Source organism: Streptomyces sp. R41, assembly GCF_041053055.1.
Taxonomy (GTDB): domain Bacteria; phylum Actinomycetota; class Actinomycetes; order Streptomycetales; family Streptomycetaceae; genus Streptomyces.
In genome coordinates this window covers 5,054,130-5,078,380 of record NZ_CP163443.1, presented here as the reverse complement: position 1 = coordinate 5,078,380, position 24,251 = coordinate 5,054,130, and the positions used below count along the sequence as shown (strand labels likewise).

14 protein-coding genes and 3 rRNA genes are annotated in these 24,251 nt (G+C 67.1%); 7 read left to right on the top strand and 10 right to left on the bottom strand.

Annotation, left to right across the window (positions count from 1 at the left end):
• Positions 1-201 precede the first annotated feature (201 nt).
• On the top strand, positions 202-1,851 hold the full coding sequence (locus AB5J53_RS23270; RefSeq protein ID WP_369247602.1) for a SpoIIE family protein phosphatase: 1,650 nt from the start codon (positions 202-204) through the stop codon (positions 1,849-1,851).
• 200 nt (positions 1,852-2,051) lie between these two features.
• On the top strand, positions 2,052-2,867 hold the full coding sequence (locus AB5J53_RS23265) for a class I SAM-dependent methyltransferase (RefSeq protein ID WP_369247601.1): 816 nt from the start codon (positions 2,052-2,054) through the stop codon (positions 2,865-2,867).
• Between the two features lie 61 nt (positions 2,868-2,928).
• Here AB5J53_RS23265 and AB5J53_RS23260 read toward each other — a convergent pair whose 3' ends face one another.
• Positions 2,929-4,206 carry an MDR family MFS transporter gene (locus tag AB5J53_RS23260; RefSeq protein WP_369247600.1) on the bottom strand — a complete coding sequence of 426 codons (1,278 nt, stop codon included), beginning with the start codon at positions 4,204-4,206 and terminating at the stop codon, positions 2,929-2,931.
• Between the two features lie 144 nt (positions 4,207-4,350).
• On the opposite strand from AB5J53_RS23260, the gene AB5J53_RS23255 reads away from it, so the two are divergent.
• The 4 genes from AB5J53_RS23255 (at position 4,351) to rrf (ending at position 10,725) form a co-directional block, all read left to right on the top strand.
• The gene (locus AB5J53_RS23255; protein WP_369247599.1) at positions 4,351-4,899 is read left to right on the top strand and encodes a MarR family winged helix-turn-helix transcriptional regulator; all 549 of its coding nucleotides are present in this window, start codon (positions 4,351-4,353) and stop codon (positions 4,897-4,899) included.
• A gap of 651 nt (positions 4,900-5,550) precedes the next feature.
• Positions 5,551-7,076, top strand: a 16S ribosomal RNA gene (locus tag AB5J53_RS23250).
• A 317-nt stretch (positions 7,077-7,393) separates the two neighbouring features.
• A 23S ribosomal RNA gene (locus AB5J53_RS23245) occupies positions 7,394-10,516 on the top strand.
• 92 nt (positions 10,517-10,608) lie between these two features.
• Positions 10,609-10,725: ribosomal RNA gene (gene rrf, locus AB5J53_RS23240) — 5S ribosomal RNA — on the top strand.
• The 16S, 23S and 5S rRNA genes sit together here, the layout of an rRNA operon.
• Positions 10,726-11,000: 275 nt before the next feature.
• Here the strand turns inward: rrf and AB5J53_RS23235 are convergent.
• Complete coding sequence (locus tag AB5J53_RS23235) at positions 11,001-11,762, bottom strand: CDP-alcohol phosphatidyltransferase family protein (RefSeq protein ID WP_369247598.1); 762 nt, start codon at positions 11,760-11,762, stop codon at positions 11,001-11,003.
• A 122-nt stretch (positions 11,763-11,884) separates the two neighbouring features.
• Between AB5J53_RS23235 and AB5J53_RS23230 the strand changes: the two genes are divergently transcribed.
• On the top strand, positions 11,885-12,436 hold the full coding sequence (locus tag AB5J53_RS23230) for a GNAT family N-acetyltransferase (protein WP_369247597.1): 552 nt from the start codon (positions 11,885-11,887) through the stop codon (positions 12,434-12,436).
• Positions 12,437-12,513: 77 nt separating this feature from the next.
• Here AB5J53_RS23230 and AB5J53_RS23225 read toward each other — a convergent pair whose 3' ends face one another.
• The 8 genes from AB5J53_RS23225 to AB5J53_RS23190 form a co-directional block, all read right to left on the bottom strand.
• The gene (locus AB5J53_RS23225) at positions 12,514-14,238 is read right to left on the bottom strand and encodes a TraM recognition domain-containing protein (protein ID WP_369247596.1); all 1,725 of its coding nucleotides are present in this window, start codon (positions 14,236-14,238) and stop codon (positions 12,514-12,516) included.
• Positions 14,239-14,251: 13 nt separating this feature from the next.
• Positions 14,252-15,676, bottom strand: a complete 1,425-nt coding sequence (locus tag AB5J53_RS23220; protein ID WP_369247595.1) for an ATP-binding protein — start codon at positions 15,674-15,676, stop codon at positions 14,252-14,254.
• Positions 15,677-15,690: 14 nt separating this feature from the next.
• Positions 15,691-17,250, bottom strand: a complete 1,560-nt coding sequence (locus tag AB5J53_RS23215) for an SCO6880 family protein (RefSeq protein ID WP_369247594.1) — start codon at positions 17,248-17,250, stop codon at positions 15,691-15,693.
• The gene (locus AB5J53_RS23210) at positions 17,247-18,575 is read right to left on the bottom strand and encodes a hypothetical protein (protein WP_369247593.1); all 1,329 of its coding nucleotides are present in this window, start codon (positions 18,573-18,575) and stop codon (positions 17,247-17,249) included. Before AB5J53_RS23210 ends, AB5J53_RS23215 begins: the two co-directional genes overlap by 4 nt.
• Complete coding sequence (locus tag AB5J53_RS23205; protein WP_369247592.1) at positions 18,565-19,413, bottom strand: hypothetical protein; 849 nt, start codon at positions 19,411-19,413, stop codon at positions 18,565-18,567. Before AB5J53_RS23205 ends, AB5J53_RS23210 begins: the two co-directional genes overlap by 11 nt.
• A 200-nt stretch (positions 19,414-19,613) precedes the next feature.
• On the bottom strand, positions 19,614-19,922 hold the full coding sequence (locus tag AB5J53_RS23200) for a hypothetical protein (RefSeq protein WP_028804304.1): 309 nt from the start codon (positions 19,920-19,922) through the stop codon (positions 19,614-19,616).
• 528 nt (positions 19,923-20,450) lie between these two features.
• On the bottom strand, positions 20,451-21,770 hold the full coding sequence (locus AB5J53_RS23195) for a peptidase S8 (RefSeq protein WP_369247591.1): 1,320 nt from the start codon (positions 21,768-21,770) through the stop codon (positions 20,451-20,453).
• Positions 21,771-22,169: 399 nt separating this feature from the next.
• Positions 22,170-23,510, bottom strand: a complete 1,341-nt coding sequence (locus tag AB5J53_RS23190) for a peptidase S8 (protein WP_369247590.1) — start codon at positions 23,508-23,510, stop codon at positions 22,170-22,172.
• Positions 23,511-24,251 lie beyond the last annotated feature (741 nt).

The window sequence follows — 24,251 nt, the reverse complement described above, 5'->3', positions numbered from 1 at the left end:
GCGTCTGACGGATGTCGGTCCGGTCGGCCAGACTGGTCCACGACCTTGGGCGGGCCCACCGCTCGCCCTTCTGAACCCACGAGGCTTTCCCCACTGTGCTGCGTCCCCCGGGGGACGCAGCACTCAACAGCGGCTCCGCCGCGGGCCGGACCCCCGACCGACCGGTGCCGGCCGTAGTCCACAAACACGAGGCAAGGATTCGTGAACTTCACGCGCTGGAGCGCCCGGCTCCCCGGAACGCAGCGCCGCGCCGCAGCGCGGACCGAGCACACGGTCTCCCCGGACCGACGAGGGGAAGGCTCCGTGCCCGCGGCCCGCGCCGAGCAGCTGACCGACGACGCGCCGTCCGCGCTCGCCGTCGACGAACTGCCGGTGCGCGAGGTCCTCGACCGCGTCCCGGCGCTCGTCGCCCTGGTGCACGGCCCCGAGCACCGCGTCGCGTACGTCAACGACGCCTATACGGCGGCCTTCGGCGTACGTCCCGTCGGCGAGCCCGCGCGCGCGGCGCTGCCCGAGCTGGACGAACTCGGCCTGCTGCCGCTCCTCGACCAGGTCCTGCGCAGCGCGAAGCCCCGTACGGTCAAGTCCCGCAAGGTGCCGAGCGGGCGCTCGTACACCTTCACCTGCACACCCGTCGACGCCTCCCCGGAGGGCCAGGGCGGCGGCGTGCTGATCTTCGCCACCGATGTCACCGACCACGCGGAGGCCGCCGAACGGCTGCGCGCCAGCGAGCGCCGCCAGCGCGAAACGGCCGTCACCCTGCAGCGCTCCCTCCTCCCTCAGGAGCTTGAGGAGCCCGACGATCTGCGCATCGCCGCCACCTACCAGCCCGGCGGCACGGAGGCCGCGGTCGGCGGCGACTGGTACGACGTGATCACTCTCGGCGGCGGCCGCACGGCGCTCGTCATCGGCGACGTCATGGGCCGCGGGGTCCGCGCGGCGGCGGTCATGGGCCAGCTGCGTACGGCCGTACGCGCGTACGCCCGCCTCGACCTCCCCCCGCACGAGGTCCTGCAACTCCTCGACGGTCTCGCCACCGAGATCGACGCCAACCAGATCGCCACGTGCGTGTACGCCGTCCACGACCCGAACGAGGGGCGGCTGGTGTACGCCTCGGCGGGCCACCTGCCCATCCTGGTCCGCGACGAGAGCGGCACCGTCCACCGCGCCGACGAGCCCACCGGGCCGCCGCTCGGCACCGGAGGCTGGCTGCACGCGTCGGGATCGGTGCCGCTGGGCCCCGGCTCCACCGCCGTCCTGTACACGGACGGCCTCGTCGAGCGCCGCGACGAGGACCTGGACGAGGGCATCGCGTCCCTGGAGCGTGCCCTGGCCGGTGCCACGGGCACCCCCCAGGTGATCTGCGACCGCCTCGTCCGCTCGGCGGGCGTCACGGCCGACCACGACGACGACGTGGCGGTCCTCGTCCTCCAACACCCGGCGCGTACGGGCCCGGACGGCGAGCTCTTCCGGAACGCCGCCCTGGAATTGCTCGGCGGAGTCGAAGCGGCTCCACGCGCGCGTGCCTTCGCCTCCGGCGTGCTCACCAGCTGGCGCTTCCCGTCCGATCTGCACGACCTCGGTGTCCTCGCCGCGAGCGAACTCGTCGCCAACTCGCTGCGGCACGGCACCCCGCCGATGCGCCTGCGCCTGCGTCGCACCGATCGCCGACTGATCATCGAGGTCACCGACGGCGACGAACACCTGCCGCGTCGCCGCCGTGCCGAGCCCGGCGACGAGGCCGGACGTGGCATCGCCATCGTCGCCACGATCGCCTCCGGCTGGGGGTCGCGGCGTACGCCGGGGGGTGGGAAAGCGGTTTGGTGCGAGTTCGGGTTGCCGGGTGGGTAGTTTTTCGCCCCCTCCGCCCCTGCCCATTCCCGTACCTGGGGGCTGCGCCCCCAGACCCCCTGGGTTGTCCTTTTTGCTGCGGGTGGGTGGGGGTTTGTCGCGCAGTTCCCCGCGCCCCTGACGGGGCGCTGAAAAACCCAACCGCCCGGCCCCTGCGCGTCACCTAGCCGCCCACCCCGCCCGGTGCTAGTAGCTCCCCCATGGCAGACGAAACGGGCTTTCAGCTCAAAGGCAGTGCTCCCGAGCGCTATGAGCAGTACGCCGCGCCGTTGATGGCGCCCTTCGTGGAGGCGATCCTGGACGCCGCCGACCTGTTCCCCGGTGCCACGGTCCTCGACCTGGCCTGCGGCACGGGCTTCGTGGCGAGGGCGGCCGCCGCCCGCGTAGGCCCAGCGGGCCGCGTCTCGGGCGCGGACGTCAACGAGGGCATGATCAAAGTGGCCAGGGAACACGCACCCCGCATGTACCCGGACATCGATTTCACAGCGGCGCCGGCAGACAAACTCCCCTACCAGGACGCCGGCTTCGACGCGATCGTCTGCCAGCAGGGAGTCCAGTTCTTCCCCGACCTGGACGCGGCGTTCGCGGAGACGGCCCGCGTGACGCGCCCGGGCGGCCGCTTCGTCGCCACCGCCTGGGCTGACAGGGACCGCATCCCGTACTTCGTGGCCCAGTACGAGGCCGTCAAGGAGTACGGCGGCCCAGAGGTCGCCGCGGACTACGAGGGCGCCTTCTCCGGCACCGCCGAACGGCTCACCACCGCCCTCCGCACCGCCGGCTTCCACGACGTCACATCCCGAGAGGTCAGCTTCGGCATCGCCTTCCCGCCCCTCGCCGAGTACGCCCCCGGCCAGCTCTCGTCGACGTCCTGGGGCCAGGCGATCGTCGACAACGCCGGCGACGCCGGCCTCGTACGGGCAGGCCGCGCCGTCCATGCCCGCCTGGCGGACCGCACCGCCCCCGACGGCAGCGCGACCCTCCCCTTCACGGCCAACCTGGTGACAGGGGTCCGCTGACACACGAAGACGGCCGCGACCACGGGGAAGGTGGTCACGGCCGCCGTCGTGCATGAGTCCGTCAGGAGCTCGCCGCGACCGGCACCGGCTCCGTCGGCGCCCCGCCGCGCGCGACCACCCGGCTCTTCGCGAGCGACGGCTGGTTCTGTACGGGGGTGAGCTGCTGCCCCAGCCGCACGGCCAGGAAGGTGATGCCGAGAGAGAAGAGCAGGAACGTCACGATGTACGGGCCGTGCAGCGAGGCCCCCATCGGACCGCCCACCGCGGGACCGACCGCCAGCGCGAGCTGCTTCACCAGGGCGAAGGCGGAGTTGTACTGACCGGCCATGCCCGTCGGTGCCAGGTCGGCGACCAGCGGCGCCACGGTCGGCGACAGCATCGCCTCGCCGAGCCCGAAGAGCGCGTACGTCGAGACGAAGGCCGCGGTGGCCATGGTCTGGCTGCCGTGGCCGAGGCCCGCGTAACCGGCTGTGAGCCACGCGAAGGCCCAGATGAGACCGACCGCGGCGATCACCCGGGACCGCTTCCGGCGCTCGACGAACTTGAGCACCGCGAACTGCGCGACCACGATCATCGCGGTGTTCGCCGCCATCGCCGTACCGAGCGCGGACGTGGAGATCCCGGCCGCCTCGACGCCGTACGCGGAGAGCCCCGACTCGAACTGCCCGTAGCAGGCGAAGAACAGCACGAAGCCCAGCACGGACAGCTGCACCATGGCCCGGTTTCCGAGCAGCTGCTTCCAGCTGCCGCCCTTGGCCTGCGGCGCACCCTCGACCTTCGGCGCGTGCGGCATCCGTACGGTCGACATGATCACGGCCAGCAGCAGGAACATCGCCGCCTCGATCGCGAAGAGGAGCGTGAACGAGCTCGCCCGCGAGGTGTCGACGATGTGGCCGCCGATCAGACCACCGATGCCCAGCCCGAGGTTCTGCAGGAAGAACTGTGTGGCGAAGGCGCGCGAGCGGGTGTCCGCCGTGGAGCAGTCCACGATCATCGTCGCGAGCGCCGGCTGCATCACGGCCTGACCGGCGCCGAGCGCGGCCGCCGACAGCAGCACCGTAGTGGCGCTGTTCGCGAGCCCCAGGCTCAGCGCACCGAAGGCGGCGGTGACCAGGGCGGCGAGCAGGACCGGCCGCGGGCCGCGCCGGACGATGGCCCGACCGGCGAACGGCAGCACGACGAGAGCGGCCACGGCGAAGACGGCGAGCACGATGCCCGCCGTCATGGAGCCGAGTCCCCGTACCTGCGCCACATAGACGTAGAGGAAGGGGACGGTAAAGCCGAGCCCGAACGCGCTCAGTGCGTTGCCCACGTGGATCCGGCGCATCGCTGCGCCCATCGCCCTGGTCACTTTCACCTGCCTTGGTCGTGAAGCTTCCCTCTGCATGGATGCAGAGGTGAAGACTTCGAAGCTAAAGTTAGACATTGAACTGTACACCTCGAAGGACTTCAACGCCAAGCGACACCGTGCGATACTGCGACCATGGGCGACACTCCCGGCGTCAGTGAGCCGACACTCGAAGAACAGATCGCCGCCTACCAGCGCGAGTTCCAGGACCTCGACCCCCAGGTCGAGAAGATCGTCTCGGCCCTCTCCCGCCTCAACCGGCGGATGAACGTCGCCTACGGCCGCCAGACCGCCGCGCTCGGCATCAGCAACGCCGAGTGGGAGGTCCTCAAGGCACTCGTCCTCTCCGGGGCTCCGTACCGCATGGGCCCGAGCGACCTCGCCAAGCGGCTGGGCCTCACTCCGGCCGCGATGACCCACCGCATCGACCGCCTGGTCGCCGAGGGGCTGGTCACGCGAGAGCGCGATGAGTCCAATCGGGTACGCGTCATCGTGGAGCTCACGGACGAGGGGCGCGAGAAGTGGCTTGAGGCGATGCGCCTGGCCACGGTCTTCGAAGAGGACCTGCTCCAGGACCTGTCCGCCGATGAACGCGGCGTCCTGGGTGAGGTTCTGACCCGCCTTCTACGACGCGTAGAGCACGCCCAGCCGGACGCCGGCGGTCGGCTCAGCGACCTCGATTAAAGATCTTGACAGGGGCGGTTGACATCACCCTGCCCGATCCGTAAGGTTCTTCGAGTTGCCACGGAGCCGTAACGGTTCTGCGGCGGCACCTCCGCCGCTGATGCGGCAACCAAACCACCAGTACGATCTCCCAATCGGGTGGAATTCGGCGTGCCCGAATTCAATTCGCCTTGGGTTCGGCGGTCCGATTAGGAACTGCCGAGTGGATCCGCTAAAGTTTGGGACGTCGGAACGGCCCAACAGCTGCGAAGACAAGCCCCGCTGACTGGGAGTCAGGCCCGAAAGGATCTGATAGAGTCGGAACCGCCGGAAAGGGAAACGCGAAAGCGGAAACCTGGAAAGCACCGAGGAAATCGGATCGGAAAGATCTGATAGAGTCGGAAACGCAAGACCGAAGGGAAGCGCCCGGAGGAAAGCCCGAGAGGGTGAGTACAAAGGAAGCGTCCGTTCCTTGAGAACTCAACAGCGTGCCAAAAATCAACGCCAGATATGTTGATACCCCGTCTGCCGGAAACTTCCGGTGGCGAGGTTCCTTTGAAAAAGTCCTGCCGGGCGATGCCTGGCAGGCGCACAGCGAGGACGCTGTGAACCGTTTCGATTATTCCTCGGACGGTTCCGCTCTCGTGGTGTCGTCCCGATTACGGGAAAACATTCACGGAGAGTTTGATCCTGGCTCAGGACGAACGCTGGCGGCGTGCTTAACACATGCAAGTCGAACGATGAAGCCCTTCGGGGTGGATTAGTGGCGAACGGGTGAGTAACACGTGGGCAATCTGCCCTTCACTCTGGGACAAGCCCTGGAAACGGGGTCTAATACCGGATGACACTGCGGACCGCATGGTCTGCGGTTGAAAGCTCCGGCGGTGAAGGATGAGCCCGCGGCCTATCAGCTTGTTGGTGAGGTAGTGGCTCACCAAGGCGACGACGGGTAGCCGGCCTGAGAGGGCGACCGGCCACACTGGGACTGAGACACGGCCCAGACTCCTACGGGAGGCAGCAGTGGGGAATATTGCACAATGGGCGAAAGCCTGATGCAGCGACGCCGCGTGAGGGATGACGGCCTTCGGGTTGTAAACCTCTTTCAGCAGGGAAGAAGCGAAAGTGACGGTACCTGCAGAAGAAGCGCCGGCTAACTACGTGCCAGCAGCCGCGGTAATACGTAGGGCGCAAGCGTTGTCCGGAATTATTGGGCGTAAAGAGCTCGTAGGCGGCTTGTCGCGTCGGTTGTGAAAGCCCGGGGCTTAACCCCGGGTCTGCAGTCGATACGGGCAGGCTAGAGTGTGGTAGGGGAGATCGGAATTCCTGGTGTAGCGGTGAAATGCGCAGATATCAGGAGGAACACCGGTGGCGAAGGCGGATCTCTGGGCCATTACTGACGCTGAGGAGCGAAAGCGTGGGGAGCGAACAGGATTAGATACCCTGGTAGTCCACGCCGTAAACGGTGGGCACTAGGTGTTGGCGACATTCCACGTCGTCGGTGCCGCAGCTAACGCATTAAGTGCCCCGCCTGGGGAGTACGGCCGCAAGGCTAAAACTCAAAGGAATTGACGGGGGCCCGCACAAGCAGCGGAGCATGTGGCTTAATTCGACGCAACGCGAAGAACCTTACCAAGGCTTGACATCACCCGGAAAGCATCAGAGATGGTGCCCCCCTTGTGGTCGGGTGACAGGTGGTGCATGGCTGTCGTCAGCTCGTGTCGTGAGATGTTGGGTTAAGTCCCGCAACGAGCGCAACCCTTGTTCTGTGTTGCCAGCATGCCCTTCGGGGTGATGGGGACTCACAGGAGACTGCCGGGGTCAACTCGGAGGAAGGTGGGGACGACGTCAAGTCATCATGCCCCTTATGTCTTGGGCTGCACACGTGCTACAATGGCAGGTACAAAGAGCTGCGAAGCCGCGAGGCGGAGCGAATCTCAAAAAGCCTGTCTCAGTTCGGATTGGGGTCTGCAACTCGACCCCATGAAGTCGGAGTTGCTAGTAATCGCAGATCAGCATTGCTGCGGTGAATACGTTCCCGGGCCTTGTACACACCGCCCGTCACGTCACGAAAGTCGGTAACACCCGAAGCCGGTGGCCCAACCCCTTGTGGGAGGGAGCTGTCGAAGGTGGGACTGGCGATTGGGACGAAGTCGTAACAAGGTAGCCGTACCGGAAGGTGCGGCTGGATCACCTCCTTTCTAAGGAGCATCTAGGCCGCCGAGCTTGCTCGGTGGTCCAGGGCCATTACGTCGGCACACGTTCGACGGTGGTTGCTCATGGGTGGAACGTTGATTATTCGACCGGGTTCAACGGGTCGGAGGCTGCAAGTACTGCCCCTCGGGGCGTGGAACGCATGATCTCCGGACGGGATCCGGTCGGGCACGCTGTTGGGTGTCTGAGGGTACGGCCGAATGCGGCTGCCTTCAGTGCCGGCCCCAGTGAACTCCGGGTTGTACCGGGGGTGATGGGTGGTTGGTCGTTGTTTGAGAACTGCACAGTGGACGCGAGCATCTGTGGCCAAGTTTTTAAGGGCGCACGGTGGATGCCTTGGCACCAGGAACCGATGAAGGACGTGGGAGGCCACGATAGTCCCCGGGGAGTCGTCAACCAGGCTTTGATCCGGGGGTTTCCGAATGGGGAAACCCGGCAGTCGTCATGGGCTGTCACCCATGCCTGAACACATAGGGCATGTGGAGGGAACGCGGGGAAGTGAAACATCTCAGTACCCGCAGGAAGAGAAAACAACCGTGATTCCGGGAGTAGTGGCGAGCGAAACCGGATGAGGCCAAACCTCAAGCGTGTGAGACCCGGCAGGGGTTGCGCTTGGGGGGTTGTGGGATCTCTCTTCTGTCGTCTGCCGGCGACAGGACGAGTCAGAAACCGTTGATGTAGGCGAAGGACATGCGAAAGGTCCGGCGTAGAGGGTAAGACCCCCGTAGTCGAAACGTCAACGGCTCGTTTGAGAGACACCCAAGTAGCACGGGGCCCGAGAAATCCCGTGTGAATCTGGCGGGACCACCCGCTAAGCCTAAATATTCCCTGGTGACCGATAGCGGATAGTACCGTGAGGGAATGGTGAAAAGTACCGCGGGAGCGGAGTGAAATAGTACCTGAAACCGTGTGCCTACAAGCCGTGGGAGCGTCGCGCATTGAGTTTACTCAGTGCGTCGTGACTGCGTGCCTTTTGAAGAATGAGCCTGCGAGTTTGCGGTGTGTTGCGAGGTTAACCCGTGTGGGGAAGCCGTAGCGAAAGCGAGTCCGAATAGGGCGGTATAGTAGCGCGCTCAAGACCCGAAGCGGAGTGATCTAGCCATGGGCAGGTTGAAGCGGCTGTAAGAGGTCGTGGAGGACCGAACCCACCAGGGTTGAAAACCTGGGGGATGACCTGTGGTTAGGGGTGAAAGGCCAATCAAACTCCGTGATAGCTGGTTCTCCCCGAAATGCATTTAGGTGCAGCGTCGTGTGTTTCTTGCCGGAGGTAGAGCACTGGATAGGCGATGGGCCCTACCGGGTTACTGACCTTAGCCAAACTCCGAATGCCGGTAAGTGAGAGCGCGGCAGTGAGACTGTGGGGGATAAGCTCCATGGTCGAGAGGGAAACAGCCCAGAGCATCGACTAAGGCCCCTAAGCGTACGCTAAGTGGGAAAGGATGTGGAGTCGCACAGACAACCAGGAGGTTGGCTTAGAAGCAGCCACCCTTGAAAGAGTGCGTAATAGCTCACTGGTCTAGTGATTCCGCGCCGACAATGTAGCGGGGCTCAAGCGTACCGCCGAAGTCGTGTCATTGCAGCAATACTCCCAACGGAGGCTGTGATGGGTAGGGGAGCGTCGTGTGCCGGGTGAAGCCGCGCCGGAAGGCAGTGGTGGACGGTTCACGAGTGAGAATGCAGGCATGAGTAGCGATACACACGTGAGAAACGTGTGCGCCGATTGACTAAGGGTTCCTGGGTCAAGCTGATCTGCCCAGGGTAAGTCGGGACCTAAGGCGAGGCCGACAGGCGTAGTCGATGGATAACCGGTTGATATTCCGGTACCCGCTGTGAAGCGTCAAACATCGAGCCCATTAATGCTAAGACCGTGAAGCCGTCCCGGACCCTTCGGGGAAAGGGAAGTGGTGGAGCCGTCGGCCCAAGGTGGTAGTAGGTGAGTGATGGGGTGACGCAGGAAGGTAGTCCATCCCGGGCGGTGGTTGTCCCGGGGTAAGGGTGTAGGCCGTGCGGCAGGCAAATCCGTCGCACATCAAGGCTGAGACCTGATGCCGAGCCGATTGTGGTGAAGTGGATGATCCTATGCTGTCGAGAAAAGCCTCTAGCGAGTTTCATGGCGGCCCGTACCCTAAACCGACTCAGGTGGTCAGGTAGAGAATACCGAGGCGTTCGGGTGAACTATGGTTAAGGAACTCGGCAAAATGCCCCCGTAACTTCGGGAGAAGGGGGGCCATCACTGGTGAGAGGACTTGCTCCTTGAGCTGGGGGTGGCCGCAGAGACCAGCGAGAAGCGACTGTTTACTAAAAACACAGGTCCGTGCGAAGCCGTAAGGCGATGTATACGGACTGACGCCTGCCCGGTGCTGGAACGTTAAGGGGACCGGTTAGTCACTCTTCGGGGTGGCGAAGCTGAGAACTTAAGCGCCAGTAAACGGCGGTGGTAACTATAACCATCCTAAGGTAGCGAAATTCCTTGTCGGGTAAGTTCCGACCTGCACGAATGGCGTAACGACTTCTCGACTGTCTCAACCATAGGCCCGGTGAAATTGCACTACGAGTAAAGATGCTCGTTTCGCGCAGCAGGACGGAAAGACCCCGGGACCTTTACTACAGTTTGATATTGGTGTTCGGTTCGGCTTGTGTAGGATAGCTGGGAGACTGTGAAGCATTGGCGCCAGCCAGTGTGGAGTCGTCGTTGAAATACCAGTCTGGTCGTGCTGGATGTCTAACCTGGGTCCGTGATCCGGATCAGGGACAGTGTCTGATGGGTAGTTTAACTGGGGCGGTTGCCTCCCAAAGAGTAACGGAGGCGCCCAAAGGTTCCCTCAGCCTGGTTGGCAATCAGGTGTTGAGTGTAAGTGCACAAGGGAGCTTGACTGTGAGACCGACGGGTCGAGCAGGGACGAAAGTCGGGACTAGTGATCCGGCGGTGGCTTGTGGAAGCGCCGTCGCTCAACGGATAAAAGGTACCCCGGGGATAACAGGCTGATCTTCCCCAAGAGTCCATATCGACGGGATGGTTTGGCACCTCGATGTCGGCTCGTCGCATCCTGGGGCTGGAGTCGGTCCCAAGGGTTGGGCTGTTCGCCCATTAAAGCGGTACGCGAGCTGGGTTTAGAACGTCGTGAGACAGTTCGGTCCCTATCCGCTGTGCGCGTAGGAGTCTTGAGAAGGGCTGTCCCTAGTACGAGAGGACCGGGACGGACGAACCTCTGGTGTGCCAGTTGTCCTGCCAAGGGCATGGCTGGTTGGCTACGTTCGGAAAGGATAACCGCTGAAAGCATCTAAGCGGGAAGCCTGCTTCGAGATGAGGACTCCCACCCCCTTGAGGGGTTAAGGCTCCCAGTAGACGACTGGGTTGATAGGCCAGATCTGGAAGGCGGGCAACCGCTGGAGGTGACTGGTACTAATAGGCCGAGGGCTTGTCCTCAGTTGCTCGCGTCCACTGTGTTGGTTCTGAAACCACGAACAACCCCATACCCGGGGCCACCGGGTGTGGTGCGGTTGACAGTTTCATAGTGTTTCGGTGGTCATAGCGTGAGGGAAACGCCCGGTTACATTCCGAACCCGGAAGCTAAGCCTTACAGCGCCGATGGTACTGCAGGGGGGACCCTGTGGGAGAGTAGGACGCCGCCGAACTAATTTTGAGAAGAAGCCTCAACTCTTGGGTACGCACCCGGAGTTGGGGCTTTTTCGCGTTCACTATGCAGTCATGCTCACGCCAAGACCGCAGTCCCCTTGTCCGCCAACCCCCGCGCCGCCTTCGTGACTCATGGCCCTGAGACGCGGAAACAGACGTCGAGTTGTCACTGTGCCGGCAGGTACCGCCGTTCCCGCCACCGGGGCCGCCGACACACCGGCCGGCCAACAGCCCCCGCTCCCATCGGGAGTGGGGGCCATTCCCTTCGAGGGGGCTAATTCAGACGGGACGAAGCGACGATCGAGACGATGTGGGCGGGGACGAGGAGCCACACGATCGCGGTCACGGCCACGGTCGCGATCTTCGTCGCCGTCAGGTCGCCGAGCGCCAGGTCGACGATCGCCGTCACGAGCAGCAGCAGGGTGCACTCGATGCCGTTGACCAGCCGGTGGAGGCCGACGGCCGAGGTGAGGCGGCGGACCCGGGCGAGGCCGCTGGAGCGCGGGACGACCGACTGGTCGGTGGCCTTCTGCATGCCGCTGTCGGAGCGTGCCACGTGGACCAGGTCGGAGGACGACTTGAGGAGCAGGACGCCGATGGCTGCCGCCAGGCCGGCCACCAGGTAGAGGTTCAGGCCGAGTTCGGAGGCGCGGATGCCCATGCCGACCATGACGGCGGCGTCGGCGAGGTAGGCGCCGAGGCGGTCCAGGTAGATGCCGAGCGGGCTGAACTGCTTGCGCCAGCGGGCCACTTCGCCGTCCACGCAGTCCAGCAGCAGATACAGCTGCATGAAGACGACAGAGAGTACGGCGCCGGCGAGGCCCGGCAGCACCAGGGCGACTCCGGAGAGCACGCCCGAGAAGACCATCACCGTCGTGATCTGGTTCGGCGAGAAGCGCGTGCCGAGCATCAGGCGGGTCACCCGCAGCGAGAGCGCACGCATGTAGAGGCGGCCGGCCCAGTGCTCCGCCCTGCTGTCCAGTTTGCCCGCAGGGTGGATGACCTCGCGGAGTTCCTCTAGTTGGACTTTGGTCATGCGGCTTTCTCCCCTGGATCAATGTGCGTTCAGGGAAGAGCATGACGGGGCCCCGGACGGCGGCTGTCGGCAGGGTGGATATCCAGTGGGTGATGTCGTAGGCGCGTATTACGGTGGCCTGCATGAACCACGTGATCCGTTCCATACGTTCCGACGAGTGGGCCAAGGTGAAGGAGCTCCGGCTCATCGCCTTGCGGGACCCCGTCGCGCATCTCGCATTCCTGGAGACGTACGAGGATGCCGCCGCCAAGCCCGACGCGTTCTGGCGGGAGCGGGCCGCGGGGGCGGCGGAGGGGACGACCGAGCGGCAGCAGTTCGTCGCCGTGGATGAGGGCGGGGAGTGGGTCGGGTCCGTGACCGTGCTGGTCGAGGAGGCCGGGTCGCAGGACCCCTTCGGGAGCGTGGTCGAGCAGAGCCAGGGGCATCTGGTCGGGGTTTTCGTACGGCCCGAGCACCGGGGGAGCGGGGCCGGAGTGACCGGGGCGCTCTTCGAGGCCGCCCTTGAGTGGTCCTGGGGGATCGGGCTCGATCGCGTACGGCTGTTCGTGCACGAGAAGAACGGTCGCGCCGAGGCGTTCTACCGCAAGGCGGGGTTCGTGCCGAGCGGGGGCACCGCGGAGGTGCCGGGGGCGCCGGGCGAGCGCGAGCTGGAGTTCGTGATCACTCGGCCCTAGCCGTGAGGGGTGTGGCCCGAAGGCGTCAACCTTGATGCCGGTCCACACCGACCTGGCTGAGGGCTCGGCGCCCCGGCTCAGACCGGGATTTCGTACTGCGGCCAGCGGCTGCGGAGCTGTTCCCGGGAGCGGAGTAGGGCCAGCGCCGGCAGGCCCCGGTCCGCTCCCGTGGTCAGCAGGTCCGGGAGCTGGGGGAGCGGAGCCACGGCTGCTACGTCGTCCAGGACGAGCGTGAGTGGTGGGTCGAGGCGACCGGAGGATGACCGTTCGGCCATGCGCCGGCCGCGCTCGACCACGCTTGAGGCGAGGGCCGTCAGGAGAGGCATCGCGCCGGGGTTCGTCTTGGGGTCCTCGATGGGTTCACCGACCACATAAAGCGTGCCCCCTTCATTGACGAAGGAATCCAAGGCGAGGCTGTCATTTCGGTTCGGAGTGCAGGCTTCGCGGATATTGACCGTGAAGAGTGAGGAGAGGGCGCGGGCCGTCAACTCCTGTGCGATGTCGCGGCGTTCGGGGTGCGAGGTGAGGGCGGCCTCGAGTTCGCCCGCGGCGCCGGATGCGGCCTTGGGGTTTGTACGGAGGGCTCGTACGGCGTCCTGCACCTGGGTGCCCTGGGCCCAGCGGTGGACGTGGCGGAAGGGTTTGCCCTCCACGGCGGCGGCGTGGAGATAGCTGCGCAGGAGCGTTTCCGCTACGTCTGCCATCGGCTGGTCGACCTTGGCGGTGGGGCGTACGGGGGCGAGGATCGCGGCCGCTCTCGCCGCCGCCGTCGCCTTTTCCTCGCAGCCCGTTGCCGGGGACCAGTGGAGGCGGGCCGGGGTGTCGCACAGGTGCGAGGGGTCGTAGAGGAGGACTGGGCCCAGCTTGGCTCTGGCGTCCTTGGTCTCCGACCAGGTTTTGGGGTTCGAGGTGATGACCAGGGCTGGGCCCTCCGCGTCGCGGATGGCTTGGGTCGCTGTGGTGTGACGGGTTTCCGCGGGGGCGAGTATGACCGCGCCTGCGGCGCGGATGTTTTCCCGCCCGACCGCCCGTTCACCGTCAGCTGCCGAAGGAGCCGTCGACGTCGGCTGCGGCGCCGTTGTGAGTTGCGGCGCCGCGCCTCCGGCGCGAGGGGTTTCCCACCCGCCCACACGTTCACCGTCCGCCGCCAAGGGAACCCTCGAAGGGGCCGTCGTCGGCTCAGGAGTCGTCGGCGTCTGCGGCTCCTTCGTCGGCCACGGTTGTCGTGCTGAGCCCGCCTGTCCTGCCAGGCCGTGCTGCCCCATGGGCCCCTCCGGCCCCATCTGCCACGCCTGCCCCGCCAGACCCGGCTCCCCCGCCTGTCTCGGCACCCCCGTCACGGTCCCGGCCCCGGACACGGTCCCGGCCCCGGGCGCCGTCTCGGTCCCCATCACGGTCCCGGCCCTCATCCCCCTGCTGGCAGCCTCCGCCCTCCGCCTCGCCCTTCCCGCTCTCCACCTCGCCACCGTTCCCATCACGAACACCGTCAGCACCAGCAGCACCATCAACTGGCCGATGAGCACGCCCCAGAAGAGCCCGTAGCCGGACAGCTGGGTCGCGGGGGTGTCTGGCCAGGCTCCCTTGATGTCGTGCGGCTGGCCGATCAGGTGGCGCATGGCCAGTGGGGTGTGGGAGAGGGTGACCGCGTCGGGCCAGGCGCCCCGGGCGAACCAACCCGCGAGGCCTGTGGCCGTCCACACCATCAGCGTCATGCCCAGGAGGAAGGCCAGTATTCCGACCAACAGCCCGTCAGGGATGCCGCCTTCGGCTTCGCGACGCCCGTCACGCTGGTCCTGTCTCATCTCACGCCACCTCTCACGCCACCGTGGACTCGGAGGAGTCGTCGAGATCGCTGAGGTGTTGTTCCACGAAGGCCGCCGCCCGCTCCTCGGCCTCCAGTTCCGCGGCGCGCAGCGCGTCGTCGGAGAGGAGGTCCGCGGAGGACTCGGTCATGGCGCGGTCGGTGAAGACGAGGGGGCGTTCGGTCTCGGTGATGAGGTGTTTCACCACTTGGACATTGCCGTTGACGTCCCAGACCGCGATGCCGGGCGTGAGGGTGGGGATGATCTCTACGGCCCACCTGGGCAGGCCCAGCACCCGGCCCGTCGACCGTGCCTCGTCCGCCTTCTGGGCGTAGATCGTCCTTGTCGACGCCATCTTCAGGATCGCCGCGGCCTCCTTCGCCGCCGCTCCGTCGACGACGTCCGACAGGTGGTGGACCACCGCTACGAACGACAGGCCCAAGCGGCGGCCGAACTTCAGCAGGCGCTGGAAGAGTTGGGCCACGAAGGGGCTGTTGATGATGTGCCACGCCTCCTCGACCAGGAAGATGCGCTTCTTCCGGTCGGGGCGGATCCATGTGTGCTCCAGCCACACGCCCACGATCGCCATCAGAATCGGCATGGCGATCGAGTTGCGGTCGATGTGGGACAGGTCGAAGACGATGAGGGGGGCGTCCAAATCGATCCCCACCGTTGTCGGGCCGTCGAACATGCCCCTCAAGTCACCGTCGACCAGGCGGTCCAGGACCAGCGCCACGTCCAGGCCCCAGGCCCGTACGTCGTCTATGGCGACGTTCATCGCCTCGGCCGACTCCGGCTCGGGGTGCCGTAGCTGCTCGACGATGTCCATCAGCACCGGCTGGCGCTCGACGATCGTCTCGTTCACGTAGGCGTGCGCGACCTTCAGGGCGAAGCCCGAGCGCTCGTCGAGGCCGTGGCCCATCGCGACCTCGATGATCGTCCGGAGCAGCGCCAGCTGGCCCGTCGTCGTGATCGCCGGGTCGAGCGGGTTGAGGCGGATGCCCATGTCGAGCGCCGCGGTCGGGTCGAGCCGGATGGGAGTGATCCCCAGCTCCTCCGCGATCAGGTTCCATTCGCCAACGCCGTCCTCACCCTGTGCGTCGAGGACGACGACCTGGCGGTCGCGGAAGCGCAACTGACGTAGGACGTACGTCTTCTCAAGGGCCGACTTGCCGTTGCCGGACTCCCCGAGGACCAGCCAGTGCGGGGCCGGGAGCTGCTGCCCGTACAGCTGGAAGGGGTCGTAGATGTAGCCCTTCCCGGAGTACACCTCGCGTCCGATGATGACGCCCGAGTCGCCGAGGCCGGGCGCGGCGGTCGGCAGGTAGACCGCCTGGGCCTGGCCCGTGGACGTGCGCACGGGGAGGCGGGTCGTCTCGACCTTGCCGAAGAGGAAGGACGTGAAGGTGTCCGTGGCGGCGGACAGCGGATCCCGCATCAGAACATCAGCCCCTACCTGCGGATTCCGGTGCCGAACGGCAGTGTGTTCACGAAGGCCCGGTGGTGCTCGCGATCGCACCACTCCAGCTTCAGATACGACTTGCCGGCCGAGGCGCGGATCGTCCGCTTGTCGCGCGCGAGGGCTTCCGGCGAGCGGGCGGAGACCGTGATGTAGCCGACGAGGTTCACGCCGGCGGCTCCACTGGCGAGGTCCTCGCCCCGCTGGTCCAGACGGTTGTGCGAGGCGACGTCGCGCGGGTCCACGGTGCGGTTCATCTTGGCGGCGCGGCTGGCCTCGGCCTCGTCGTTCGTCTTCTCGGTCAGCATGCGCTCGATGGCGACCTCGGTGGGTTCGAGGTCCATCGTGACGGCCACGGTCCTGATCACGTCAGGGGTGTGGACGAGCAGCGGGGCGAGGAAGTTGACGCCCACCGGGGTCATCGGCCATTCCTTCACCCAGGCCGTGGCGTGGCACCAGGGCGCGCGGGTGGAGGACTCGCGGGTCTTCGCCTGGAGGTAGGTGGGCTCCATGGCGTCCAGCTCCGCCGGCCAGGCGTTCCGTTTCGTCATCGCCTGGATGTGGTCGATCGGGTGGTCGGGGTCGTACATCGAGTGCACGAGGGAGGCGAGCCGCCCCTGACCGAGCGGCTGCCGTACGCGGATGTCGGCTTCCTGGAGCCGCGAGCAGATGTCGGTGAGCTCGCGCGCCATGACGACCGCGAGCCCGGCGTCCCGGTCCAGCTTCTTCCCGCCCTGGGGCCGCGCCGCCCGCGCCATCGCCTGTGCCTCGGCGGCGAGTTCGCGCGAGTAGTGCATGCAGGCGACGAGGTACGCCCGGTGCTGCTCGCTGCTCGTGGACACCATGGACTGGAGCTGGTCGTACGACTGCTGCAGCCAGCCGGGGGCCCGGTCGTCCCCTCGTACGGCGACGTCCTTGGCGTGGGCATCCGGGTCGGCGGGGAGCGTGCGGGCGAGCATCTGCAGGCGGGTCACGAAGCCGTCGCCGTTCGCGACATGCTTGAGGAGCGTGCCGAAGCGGTCGACGAGGGCCTCCTGGTCCTCGCTGTCGCGCAGTCCGACGCCCGGGCCTTCGATCTCGATCGCCGCGGTGACCGTACGGCGGTCGGCGTGCAGGAGCACGGCGATCTCGTCCGGGCCGAAGGGCGCCGCGAGCCACGAGATACGGCCGATACCGGGTGGCGGTCCGATCTCGATCTCACGGCCGTCGAGCCGCGTACCGGCCTCCATCACGTTCGACCGGTACGTCGTCCCCTGGCGCAGGGTCCGCTTGTAACTGCGGTTGATCTCGAACCACTTGTAGAACGTACGGCGCTTGTACGGGACGTACACCGCGGCCAGCGCAAGGAGCGGGAAGCCCATCAGCAGCACGATCCGCAGGGACAGGACGGGGACGAGCAGGCCGCACATCATGCCGAGGAACGCGCCCGCGATGATCAGCGCGATCTCACCGGATTCACGATTCCGGCCGACGATCGCGTTCGGCCGGGCGCGGCCGATCAGATATGTACGGCGGGGCGTGACCGGATGGGACACGTGGGACTCGGTCGTCAACGCCCTTCACCTCCCGTGCGGTTGGTACTGCTGTTGCGGGTGTTGCTCGCGTGCGGGGTGTTGGCCGGGCTGGTACGCGGTGGGGGTGCGGCGGAGGGGACAGATCCGCCGCCTCCGTTCGGCGTACGAGTGCTGTGCGCGGCCACACCGCCGGACGCCGGGTTGGCGGGGCGGGGCTGGTTGCCTCCGCCGCCTCCGCCGCCGTTGTTGTCGGCGCGGGAGCTGTGGGTCTTGATGCCCTGTGCGACCAGGGTGGCCGGGGAGCTGATCACGGCCGCGGCCTTGCTCTCGGCGCCCTGCATGATGCGGTTGTTGCGGGAGCCCGCGATCTCGTCGCCGAAGCCCGGGACGAAGCGGTAGATCATCGCGCTCGCGAAGATGGCGAGCAGGATGATGGCGAGGCCCGAGACGACGGCGGAGAAGGCGTCGGGGCCGTTGTCGGTGGACAGCGCCCCCGCCAGCCCCAGCACGATCACGATGACCGGCTTCACCAGGATCACCGCGATCATGATGCCCGCCCAGCGGCGGACGTGGCCCCACAGGTTCTTGTCGACCAGACCCGCGTAGACGACAGTGCCGAGCAGGGCACCGACGTAGAGCAGTGCGGCCCGGATGACGAGCTCCAGCCAAAGCACTCCGGCCGCGAGGATCGAGACCAGCGACACGACGATCAGCATGATCGGGCCGCCGCCGATGTCCTCGCCCTTGTTCAGCGCGCCGGAGAACGTCCCGAAGAAGGTGTCCGTCTGGTTGCCGGTGGTCTTGGCGAGGACCTCGGTGACTCCGTCCGTCGCCGAGACGACGGTGTAGAGGATCAGCGGAGTGAAGGCCGACGCCAGCACCGTCAGCCACAGGAACCCGACCGCCTCCGACAGCGCGGTGGTGAGCGGGACGCCCCGCACCGCCCTCTTGGCCACCGCCAGCAGCCATAGGAGCAGGGTCAGGATCGTCGACGCCGCGAAGACGACGGCGTACTGCTGCAGGAACTTGGGGTTCGTGAAGTCGACGTTCGCCGTGTCGTTGACTGCGGCGGAGAGCTTGTCGACGGTCCAGGAGGCGGCGTCGGCGCAGCCCTTTGCCAGGGAGGAGAGGGGGTCGAGGGTGGACGTGAGGCTGGGATCGGTGGTGCTGCCGGAGCCACCGCTTCCCTTGTCGCTCTTGCAGTACTGCTTGGCGGGACCGATCAGGAGGCCGCACGGGTCCTTTGACGGCGACGGCGACGGGGTCGGCGCCGCGGCGGCACGGGTGGCGAGCAGGACAGCCGTGCTCTGTACGACGGCGACGACGGCCGTGAGCTTGAGGACGCGGCTTCGGCTACCGGGCATACGTGAACCCTCCGTACTCCTCGATGGCCTTGCTGATCTCGTCAGAGGTCGCGGCCTTGTCGTCGCCCGGGACAGGGGCGGGGCCGTCCTTTTGGGAGTCGGTCACGATCTTCCAGTCGCCGTTGTCCCACTGGAGCTCGAAGGTCCACGTCTTCCACGTCGAGCTGACGGGGTCCGTCGAGGTCTGTCCGGACATGCCGATGAGTCCCATGTACCAGACCGAGACCTTGGCGCCGGTGCCGCCGTACTGCTGGACCTTGGTGCCCACCGGGATCGTGCGCGAGACGAACGTGCTGCCCTTCGGCGGATTGCCGTCCGCGTCGAGCCCCAACTTGCTGAGGAAGTCGGCCGAGTACGCCTGGTCCATCGGGCCCTGGAGCTGGCCGGCGGCAGCGGACGTGTAGATGCTGTTGACGATGTCGTGCCGACTGGCGGCCTTGAACATCCCCGTCGAACCCAACGCCACCGCATAGTTCGCCGCCGCGCTCTGCGCCCCCTGCTCGCTCTGCGCGAACCCGGACGGGATCCCCGCCGCCTTCGACTCCACCGGACGGGTCCCCGACGCTGCCGTAGGTGAGGTCTTCGCCTTGTCGCTGTCTCCGTTCCCCGAAGAGGAATCATCCCCTCCACGGTTCGCGAAGGCGATCGCGGCGATCAGGAGGACGACGACGCCGACGACCGTGACCAGGCTTCGGGAGGAGGACCGCCCGCGGCGGGCGCCGCCGTAGACGTCGCCGGGGCGGTCGGGGAGGCGGGTCCGGGTCTGGCCGGAGCCGCCGTACCCCCCGTCCTGGCCGCGCGGGGCGTCGCCGTAGCCGGGTTCGTCACCGAGACTCATGTCGCGTACGCCCCCTCAACCTCTCGCTGAACCAAGTAGTACGACGGTAGCCGTGCTGGTTCCCGCGCGGGCGCGGTGTGGTGACTCGACATCAGGGAAACGCAACCTCAGCCGGTGGGCACGACGGACGGGTGGGTCGGAGGGGAGAGGATCCGGGCGCGCCCGGCCGGGGACTGACAGTGCGCCAGGCGTGGCCGGGCCTAGACAGCCATGCCGTACACGATGGTGAAGAGTGTGCCGAGCGATCCGATGATGAAGACTCCGGTGAGGCCCGCGATGATGAGGCCCTTGCCCTGTTCGGCACTGAAGGTGTCGCGGAGGGCGGTCGCGCCGATGCGCTGCTTGGCCGCACCCCAGATCGCGATGCCGAGGCAGAGCAGGATGGCGACCGCCATCACGACCTCGATCATCACCTTCGCTTCGTTGCCCAGGCTGCCGAAGGGACCCCAGTCCGGAGCGATCCCGCCGATGATCGTGGTGATGTCGCCCTTATCGGCTGCGAATAGCATGTAAGTCACCGCCCCTAGTGGGTAGTTCTGCACCCCCTGCCACTGCGCGCAGAGGTCGGGCCCATTCTCGCCGACAATGACGCTGTCGTATGTCGACTTGGCGTCATTGATTGGCGGGTTTCGTACGAAACCCTTGTCACCGGTGTACGCGGAACCCTTGCGGGAGGCGTGCGACGGTATGCGAGGGGTCGTATGGTCACTCTGTGTATCACGGCAGGTTACGCCGGGCAATGAAGTCGGAGCGGAACCTGTCGTGTGGTTCCGTCGTTAACCCCTTCTACGAAGCGCACGCCCCGCCCGCCTCGTACGTACGCCGGGCGCGCGTCCCGTTTCTGACGGGCCGTCGAGCCGATGTTCTCCGGGTCGCCGCGTCTGCGGGATGTGGACGCCGACCGCCGGCCCGGTGGTCCAAAGGCTATCCCCCGCCTCTCGGCGCAGCGAAAACGGGCCGCGGCTGTTGCCGCGGCCCGTTCATCAGGTGCTGCCGGGGATCCCCACGCTCCCCCGGCGGCCCCCACTTCCCGGAGGTCAGCCGGTGAAGGCCGCGACCCCCTCCGGGGTGCCCCAGCCGGTCGGGCCGTCGTAGCCGGACGTGGCGGTGCAGAGGTAGCTGGTGGTGCAGGTGCCGTTGTTGCCCGAGGTCACGTCGTTGAGGGCCGCGGTGCCGGCCGCCGTGTACGGGAACTTCGCCGGGTAGGAGCCGGCGGACGGGGTGCCGGCGAGGGCGTAGACGCCCGCGATGATCGGAGACGAGGCGCTCGTGCCGCCGAAGGTGTACCAACCCGCCGTGATGCCGTACGAGTCGTAGACCGCGACGCCGGTGGCCGGGTCGGCGACCGCCGAGACATCGGAGATGGTGCGCTTGGCGCAGCCCGCGTCGGTCTGCCAGCTCGGCTTGGTGTCGTACGCGGAGCAGCCGGAGCCGGTGCCTTCGGTGCTGCTGGTCTTCCAGACCGTCTCGGTCCAGCCGCGGGTGGTCGAGGTGGCCTTGGTCAGCGCGGTGCCGCCGACGGAGGTGACGTACTGCGAGGCCGCCGGGTACTCGGCGCCGTAGCCCGAGTCGCCCGCGCTGACGGTGATGGCGACGCCGGCGTGCTTGAAGTACGAGGTGTCGTAGGAGGTGTCGGAGGACGACTCGGAGCCGCCGTAGCTGTTGGAGACGTACTTCGCGCCCAGGGTGACGGCCTCGTTCACCGCGGTGCCGAGGTTGGCCATGGTGGCGGACTTGGCCTCGACCAGCAGGATGTTGCAGTTCGGGCAGATGGCGCTGGCCATGTCCAGGTCGAGGGAGATCTCCTCGGACCAGCCGGTGTCACTGCGCGGCAGGGAGGTCGTCGAGCCGGTCTGGCTGACCTTCTTGAAGCAGCCGTTGGCGGTGGTGCAGGCCGACAGGCCGTAGTACGAGCGGTAGGTCGCCAGGTCCGCCTCGGCGTTGGGGTCGTTGTACGCGTCGACGATGGCGATGGTCTCGCCCGAGCCGTTGGAGGCGGCGGCCGAGGTCAGACCGTAGGCGGCCTGGAGGTCGGTCGGTCCGAAGCCGGAGGGCGTCGACGCGTCGGCGGCCTTGGGGGTGACGCCCTTGGCGTACGCCCTCTCGGCCATGTACTCGGTGACGCCGCTGGTGACGCGCTTGGCGTCACAGGCGGCGACGTCCGCCTTGGTGGGCGTGGCGCATGCCCGGGTCCAGCTGACGTGGGGGGTGACCTTCGCGACGCCGCTGTCCTTGGCGTCGGCCGCTCCGGCGTTGCCGAAGGCCGCGAGGACGAGGGCGGCGGTGCCGAAGGCGGCCGCGCCCACGCGGCGCCATCTGCCGCGTATGGAAGGTCTTTGGGGGGATGAGGTACGCAACGTACAGCCTCCTGAGAGTGTTTGACAGGGGCAGTGCGGGTGCGCCGCCGGTACGCAGTCCCCGGCGGTGGGCCGATCGGCCCGCGGATGACCATCCCTTGTTGAGTACGTGACAACAAGAGATGGCTGGAATCCTGACCTCCGCCTTACTCAACGAGGCGTGCGCGTGACCGCTCCATGACCGCAGGATGGCTGGAAGCTGACGATGGCTTGACTCAACACACAGTCGCCTCAAGGGATTTGAACAGCAGGTCGGGACGGCGACACCGGAGGTCAGCGCGGCCTTGGACAGCGGAACGGGCCGCGGCTGGTTGCCGCGGCCCGTTTTTCGGGTACCGCCGGTGGATCCCCACTTACTTCACTTACCGGCGGTTTCCGTCATGCGCCCGCGGGCCGATGTCAGCCGGTGAAGGCGTCGATCCCCGCCGGGGTGCCCCAGCCGGTCGGGCCGTCGTAGCCCGACTTCGCGGTGCAGAAGTAGCTCGTGGTGCAGGAGCCGTTGCTGCCGCTGGTGACGTCGTTGAGGGCGGAGGTGCCGGCCGCGTTGTACGGGTACTGCGCGGGGTAGTCGCTGCTGCCCGGGGTGCCCGCGAGGGCGTAGACGCCCGCGATGATGGGTGCCGAGGCGCTGGTGCCGCCATAGGTGGCCCAGCCGGTGCCGTCGCCGTACGTGTCGTAGACCGAGACGCCGGTCGCCGGGTCGGCGACGGCCGAGACGTCCGCGATCATGCGCTTCGAGCAGCCCGTGTCGGTCTGCCAGGAGGGCTTCACGTCGTACGAGGAGCAGCCCGAGCCGGTGCCTTCGGTGCTGCTGGTGTTCCACACCTTCTCGGCCCAGCCGCGGCTGTTGGAGCTGGTGGAGAGGGCGGTGCCGCCGACAGAGGTGACGTAGCGGGAGGCCGCCGGGTACTCGGCGCCGTAGCCCTCGTCGCCCGCGCTGACGGTGATGGCGACGCCGGCGTGCTTGAAGTAGGAGGAGTCGTACGTCGTGTCGGAGGAGGACTCCGAGCCGCCATAGCTGTTGGAGACGTACTTCGCGCCGAGCTTGACCGCCTCGTTCACGGCCGTGCCGAGGTTGGCCATGGAGGAGGACTTGGCCTCCACCAGCGTGATGTTGCAGTTCGGGCAGATGGCGCTGGCCATGTCGAGGTCGAGCGAGATCTCACCGGCCCAGCCGCTGTCGGCGGTGGGGAGGGAGGTCGTCGAGCCGGTCTGGCTGACCTTGGTGAAGCAGCCGTTGTCGGTGGTGCAGTCCGAGAGGCCGTAGTACGAGCGGTAGGCCGCGAGGTCGGACTCGGCGTTCGGGTCGTCGTACGCGTCGACGATCGCGATGGTCTCGCCCGAGCCGTTGGAGGAGGCGGCGTCGGCCAGGCCGTAGGCGCTCTGCAGGTCGCTCGGCCCGTACCCGGAGGGGCTGCCGGCGTCGGCGGCCTTGGGGGTGACCGCGTCGGCGTGGGCGTTGGCCTTCTGGAAGGCGGTGATGCCGCCGGTGACGCGCAGCGCGTTGCAAGCCATCTCCCCCTTCTTCTTGGGGGTGGCGCAGGAGCGGGCCCAAGTGACCTTGGAGGAGGCCGACTTGGCCGTCTTTGTCGCGGCGGCAGGCGCGGCGCTCGCGTGGACGGCGGTGCCGAGACCGGCGAACACGAGGGTGGCGGTGGCGAAGGCCGAAGCGCCTATTCGCCGCCAACTTGCCCGCGTGGAAGATCTGTTACTGCTGGGTGTGGGGGGTGCGGTACGCAACGTACAGCCTCCTGAGAGTGGTTGACAGGGGCAGTGCGGGTGCTGCGCGCCGTCGGTGCGGTGTCCCCGGCGGCGGGGCCGTGTGACCCGCGTAGACCATCTCCTTGTTGAGTACGTGACAACAAGGGAGATCAGGAATCCTGACTTCCGCCTTACCGAACCGGGGTGATCGACTTACCGCTCAATGGCCCATCGATGGCCGGAAGCTGACGGTGACTTGACTCGACTCACAGGGAACGCACGCCTGTCGGGGGGCACGATTGGCAGATTTGGGCCGCGGGGCGGCGACACCTTCTGCTCAACGGGCCCACGCCTGGCCCAAATCTGCCAAAAGGCCACCCCGTACGCCGCCGCTCGCCCGCATCCCGCCCCCGGCCATCAGCTGCCCGCTACCAGCCACCGATCGGACCGTCAGTCGCTGAGCCGGCCCCGGCGTGCCCCCGCCGGGGCCGCCGCGCACCGCAACTACTCCGCATCCGCAGTCGCTGAGCCCACCCGGCGTGCCGGCGAGGCGCGACCGCGCTCCACCGGCCGAGGGTGACCGCGCGCCCCCGGGTGCCGTAGGCCTACCCGGGGACCCCTTACCCCTGGGCCGCCCGCTCGCTTCTCCCCCGTGCTGGAGCGGGCCGAGTCAAGGGTGGAGCGCAGCGGAAACGGCGCAGCCGACGCGACCGGAGGGAGCGCCCTTTACTCGGGTCGCGGAAGCACGACACTGACAAAGAAGCGGGCGGTCCCGACGGC

Bases quoted from the DNA above. Each gene is read 5' to 3' on its own strand.
- AB5J53_RS23265 (WP_369247601.1), top strand. From the start codon at position 2,052: ATGGCAGACGAAACGGGCTTTCAGCTCAAAGGCAGTGCTCCCGAGCGC.
- AB5J53_RS23260 (WP_369247600.1), bottom strand. From the start codon at position 4,206: ATGGGCGCAGCGATGCGCCGGATCCACGTGGGCAACGCACTGAGCGCG.
- AB5J53_RS23255 (WP_369247599.1), top strand. From the start codon at position 4,351: ATGGGCGACACTCCCGGCGTCAGTGAGCCGACACTCGAAGAACAGATC.
- AB5J53_RS23235 (WP_369247598.1), bottom strand. From the start codon at position 11,762: ATGACCAAAGTCCAACTAGAGGAACTCCGCGAGGTCATCCACCCTGCG.
- AB5J53_RS23230 (WP_369247597.1), top strand. From the start codon at position 11,885: ATGAACCACGTGATCCGTTCCATACGTTCCGACGAGTGGGCCAAGGTG.
- AB5J53_RS23225 (WP_369247596.1), bottom strand. From the start codon at position 14,238: ATGAGACAGGACCAGCGTGACGGGCGTCGCGAAGCCGAAGGCGGCATC.
- AB5J53_RS23220 (WP_369247595.1), bottom strand. From the start codon at position 15,676: ATGCGGGATCCGCTGTCCGCCGCCACGGACACCTTCACGTCCTTCCTC.
- AB5J53_RS23210 (WP_369247593.1), bottom strand. From the start codon at position 18,575: ATGCCCGGTAGCCGAAGCCGCGTCCTCAAGCTCACGGCCGTCGTCGCC.
- AB5J53_RS23205 (WP_369247592.1), bottom strand. From the start codon at position 19,413: ATGAGTCTCGGTGACGAACCCGGCTACGGCGACGCCCCGCGCGGCCAG.
- AB5J53_RS23200 (WP_028804304.1), bottom strand. From the start codon at position 19,922: ATGCTATTCGCAGCCGATAAGGGCGACATCACCACGATCATCGGCGGG.